At 63.9% G+C, this 5,175-nt stretch carries 3 protein-coding genes; 1 reads left to right on the top strand and 2 read right to left on the bottom strand.

Going from position 1 to position 5,175, the window contains the following annotated elements; genetic code table 11:
- Window positions 1-2,623 (bottom strand): tetratricopeptide repeat protein (locus VIW95_RS09675; RefSeq protein ID WP_331585852.1); only part of this gene is annotated, 2,623 nt, incomplete at its 3' end.
- Window positions 2,624-2,721: 98 nt separating this feature from the next.
- Between VIW95_RS09675 and VIW95_RS09670 the strand changes: the two genes are divergently transcribed.
- The gene (locus VIW95_RS09670) at window positions 2,722-4,710 is read left to right on the top strand and encodes an ABC-F family ATP-binding cassette domain-containing protein (protein ID WP_331585850.1); all 1,989 of its coding nucleotides are present in this window, start codon (window positions 2,722-2,724) and stop codon (window positions 4,708-4,710) included.
- A gap of 176 nt (window positions 4,711-4,886) precedes the next feature.
- On the opposite strand, the gene VIW95_RS09665 is transcribed toward VIW95_RS09670, so the two are convergent.
- Window positions 4,887-5,175, bottom strand: a 289-nt coding sequence (locus VIW95_RS09665) for an alpha/beta fold hydrolase (protein ID WP_331585848.1), incomplete at its 5' end; no start/stop codon positions are given.

The raw sequence follows: 5,175 nt of genomic DNA, 5'->3' as shown, positions 1-5,175 counted from the left end.
CCTCGCCGGGGAAGCGCGCCTGCCAGTTGATGAGCACGTCCATGTAGCGATATGCGTACTTACTGATCATCTGTTTGACGCTGGCCTGGCGGCGGCTGAAGCGGCCTTCGGGGAGCTGGAACTTCTCGCCGGCCTTCTTGCCCTTGACGGCCTTGGTCATCGGATGTTGCGGGCCGTACTCGTCGAGCGCTTCGTCGGCGTCGTTGGCGTCCTCGAGCAGAATCCATTTTTCGGTGTTGGAACCCTCCTCGAGAAAACTGAGCGCGCAACCGGACCCGGCCATGTCGAAATCGGGCACGTGCGGCATCGGGCCAACCGGTCCGAGCGCGGCCAGGTATGCGCGATGCGCATCGACGCTGCCACCCTGCCGGCGCAACAATTCGTAAGCGTAGGCGAGCGCCTCGTTGGCGCGACCGCCGTCGCGCATGAATTGCACGGCCGCGCGGCCGAGCGCAGGCGGAATTTCGCGCGCCGGCGGCATCGAATTCGGGTCGGCGACGACCAAATCCACCTTGCCCAGGCGAGACGCGACGATCGAGCGTCGCAGCTTCAGCACGCGGTCTTCGGGATGCGCGCTGAGCATTTCCTCGAGCTCGGCCAGCGCAGCTTCGGGATCGTTGCGTTCGAGTTTGTCGAGCTGATCGGCGACCGAGCCGGCGTCAACTGCTTTTTCGGGATGCAACTGGCGCGAGATGTCGGCGACGATGTCTTCGCGACCGAGCCGGCCCGCACAATCGAGCAGCCGGCGGGTGTCGGTTCCTGAAGTGCCGGCGGGCGCCAGCGTTTGCCACAGCGGCAGCGCGTCGCGATAGCGTCCCAAATCATGGAGCAGCGCGGCGAGCTTGCGCCGGTTGTCGGCGCCGATGTCGGGCGTCAGCCCCGAAAGAGCCTCGTCGGCGAGCTTCGACGCCTGGTCGAACTTGCCCTGCGCCAGTCGGAGATTGGCACGCAGCGTCCGCATCGTGACTGCGGGCAGGCGACCCTCAGAAATCGACGACAACAGCGCGTCGGCGTCGTGATAACGCTCGGCGCTCGAAAGCGCTTCGATCGCGGCTGCGACTGCAAAGGGAAAATCGCCGGATGGAATCGCGTCGGGCCGCGAGATCGAGCGCATCAGCAGCTCGGTGGCCTCCTGCAAATCGCCGGGCTCGTCGCGCTCGCGCAAGGTGACCGCGAGATGATAATCGATGTCGTCGCGACCGCCCACGGAAGCGGCGCGGCGCAGCACGTCGATAGCCTCGCTCAGGCTGCCGCGCGATCGCAGCACGATTCCATATTCGCACAGCCCGTTGGCATCCTCGCGCTCGAGGCTATGCGCCTGTTCGATATCCTTGCCCGCGCCCTCGGTGTCGCGCAGCGCGATTCGCGCCTGTGCGCGTCCGATCAGCGCCTGTACTTCGCTGGAGACCTGTCGCTCGGCCTGCGCGAGCGTCAGCGCCTGCGTGAAGCAAGTCTCTGATTCGCGGATGCGGCCCTCGTCACTTTGCGCAGGCGTATCGCTCGCCTCTCCCGCCATTTCCAGCTCATTGAGCAGAATCGCCTGTCCGAGAACGAGCCATGGGATCGAATTGTTCGGCAACGCGGCGCTGGCCAGGCGGGCATAACGCTCGGCGCGATCGAAGTGCGCATCGAGCAGCGCACGCCGCGCCATCACGACCGCGACTTCGGGATCGGATGAGAGCTCGGGCGCGACGTTTTCCTCGAGCGACCTCGCGTCATACGACTTGGGCGCATTATTCAGCCACAGCGCGACCGCGCGGCCGCTTGACGGAAACTGCATCCGCAGCTTATCCGCCAGGGCGAACGCGCGTTCACGCTCGCCGAGCAGTTCGTGCGCGAGCGCCTCGTTGGTGCATGCGTTCTCCTCGTCGGGCTGCAGCGATTTCGCCGCAATGAACAGCATCGCCGATTTGCGCGCCTCGCCTTCCTTCAGCCACGCGGCGCCGAGATACGAGAGCACGCGGAACTTGTGCGTGTTCGAGAGCTGGCTCCACTTCTGCTCGCGTAGTCTGAGCAGCGCCAGCCGCGCAAGCTGATATTGATGGCTCTCGAGAAATGCCGCCGCGGCCGAGATCTCTTCTCCCAGCGCATCGGACGGTCCCGCCGCCGCCGGCTCGCATCGTGCCTCGAGATGAACGACGGCATCGGCACGCGTCAGCGCCTGGCGCTTGGCCGCGGTCCCGAAGTCGGTGAGGATCTGAGGATACTCGTCGAGCAGTTCCTCAATATCATCCCAGGTCAGGACTTCGATCGCTGAGATGCCGTCTTTGCGGTTGGCGCGGTTGAGATCGAACAAGGAGCGTTGCAAGCCCTCGGGCTTGGCGGCCGTAGTCGCGATCACGAAGCGTCCAATCGGGAGCTTCAAGCTCGCGGCCCGGTCCACGGCGTCCTTGATCTCTGCAATCGTCAACTCGCCTCGCGCAGCGCGCAGATCGCACTTGACGGCGGCGAGTCGCGGACGGCCGCTGATCTCGATCAGGTTGATCCCCTTTTCAGCGCGATCCGGATCGCGGAATCGCTCGAGCTGAGGGAGCTGCCAATGACGCCGCAGAAGCTTCAGACAGAGCCTTTCGAACTCGTCCGCACTTCTGGGCAGCGGATATCCAGGAGCGAATTTTGCCATAGTGTAACATTTCCTAACACAATGTCGGGATCCAAGGAAGCCCCTCAAACATCACGGCCAGCGGGAGTCACTTTCGGCACGCAAACGGCGCTGATAAGATGACTTTTTTCACCATGCTTAGTCTCGACAACCTTTCCAAGTCCTACGGGGGCCGCAAGATCCTTGATGGGGTGAGCTGGTCGATGGGCGACGACGGCCGGGTCGGCCTGGTCGGCCTCAACGGCGCGGGCAAGTCGACCCTGCTCAAGATGATCGCCGAGGTGCTGCCGCTCGACTCAGGCAGAATCACTCGGCCGCAGCGCACCCGCGTCGGCTACCTAGCGCAGGACGCTCCCGAGATGGGCGGCAGGTCGGTGCTGCGCGAGACGCTGTCGGCGCTCGACAGGATGCAGGCGCTCGACCTGCGCCGCAAGGAAGTCGAAGAGATTCTAACCCGCGAGCATTCCGGCCCGGCCCACGACGCCGCGCTCGAAGAATTGGGCGAAGTGCTGACCGAGCTCGAGCATCACGACTTTTACAGCGCCGAGAGCCGCGCCACGTCGGTGCTATTCGGGCTGGGCTTCACCGATGAAGACCTCGCGCGCGACGTCAGCGAATTTTCCGGCGGCATCCGGATGCGCATCGCGCTCGCAAAACTCCTGCTCGACGCGCCGGACTTCATGATGCTCGACGAGCCGACCAACCATCTCGACATCGAGGCGCGCAACTGGCTTGAGGATTACCTGGTCGCATACCAGGGCGGCATCATCCTCGTCTCGCACGACCGCTATTTTCTGGATCGCGTCACCAGGCGCACCGTCGAAGTATCGCGCGGGCGGCTGACCGAATACGTCGGTGGCTACTCGCGCTACCTCGTGCTGCGCGAGGAACGGTTCGCGCTCGAGCTGGCGGCGTTCGAGCGGCAGCGCGAAGAAATCGAACACATGGAGAGTTTCATCAGCCGCTTCCGCTACCAGGCGAGCAAGGCGCGCCTGGTGCAGAGCCGCATCAAGCAACTCGACAAGTTGGAGCGGCTCGAACCGCCCGAAGGGTCGCAGAAGCCGCCCGCAATTTCGTTTCCCAAATGCGAGCGCAGCACGCGCCGCGTCTTCGAGCTGAAAGGCGCGATCAAACGGTACGGCGCGCACACGGTGTACGACGGCGTCGATCTGACGATCGAGCGCGGTGCGCGAATCGCGCTGGTCGGGCCCAACGGCTCGGGAAAATCCACCATGATGAAGATACTGGCGGGCGTCGAGCCGATGTCCGGCGGCGAGCGAATAGTCGGCGCCAGCGTGCAGGCCGGATACTTCGCGCAGAATCTCGCCGAGTCGCTTTCATACGACAAGACCGTGCTCGACGAGCTGAGCCAAAGCGCGCAGGGCCGCACGATGGCGGAGATTCGTTCGATTCTCGGCGCAATGCTGTTCTCCGGCGACGACGTGCACAAGAGCGTCGAGGTGCTGTCGGGCGGCGAGCGCGCGCGGCTGGCGCTGGCGAAGGTCCTCGCGCATCCGAGCAACTGCCTGCTGCTCGACGAACCGACCAACAACCTCGACATCGTCGCCAAGGACACTCTGCTCGAGGCGCTCCGGCGCTTTCCGGGCACAGTTATTATAGTCAGTCACGATCGCTTCATCCTGAATGAGCTCGTGACCGAGGTGCTCGAAGTCGGCCAGGGGCACGCGATTCGCAACCTCGGCAACTACGACGAATACCTCGAGAAGAAAGCGCAGACCGAAGCGCCGCCGCCGTCAGCGCAGGCCGCCCGAACGGCGCCAGTCCACTTGCGCGACGCACGCGGTAACAACGGAATCGCGCCGCATCAGAAAAAAGTCGAAGCACGCAAGGCCGCACCGCCGGCTAAAGACGATCGCGACGCGTCTCGCAAACGAGAACGAATCGCGCGCCAGCGTGGACAGATCGAAGCCGAGATAGAGCAGAAGGAAAACCAACGCGGGACGCTCGCCACTGAAATGAACGACCCGAACTTTTATCTCACGCGCAAAGACGCCAACGATCTGATCGCGCGCTACGAGCAACTCGGCCGCGAGATCGAAAAGCTCTACGCCGACCTCGTCAAGTTCGACGAAGCCGCCTCCGCCTGAATCTTGTTTCTCATTCTGCGCCGCCGCGGCGAAGAATCTCGACGGACGCTGTGTCCGGCGCTCTCACTACGCGCTGCGCGCGAGATCCTTCGCTGCGCTCAGGATGACGGAAGAGAATGACCCGCCTAGCTCTGGTTCCCCTTTCCGCTCGGGAAGGGGTTAGGTTCCGAGTCGTCTCAACTCAACTCTCGGTAAAACTCGCGAACATCCTGCGCCAACAGCCCCGGCTCTTCCATTGCCGCGAAGTGCCCACCCTTCGGCATCACCGTCCATCGCCGCACATTGAATGCGCGCTCGGCCCAATGCCGCGGCGGACGCACCAGCTCTCCCGGGAACAGCGCGACAGCAGTCGGCGCCTCGATCAGCGTGCCGGGCTTGATCCGCCACGGATGATGCCGCGCTTCGTAGTACAGCCGCGTCGAGGAGTTAATCGTCTGCGTGATCCAGTAGATCATTACGTTGGTC

The sequence above is a fragment of the Binatus sp. (SeqCode) genome (assembly GCF_036522015.1).
Lineage (GTDB): Bacteria > Desulfobacterota > Binatia > Binatales > Binataceae > Binatus.
This window is presented reverse-complemented; position numbering and strand designations above follow the sequence as displayed.

What these genes read in the sequence shown, in the direction of transcription:
- VIW95_RS09670 (WP_331585850.1), top strand. Translation starts at nt 2,722, where the DNA reads ATGACTTTTTTCACCATGCTTAGTCTCGACAACCTTTCCAAGTCCTAC.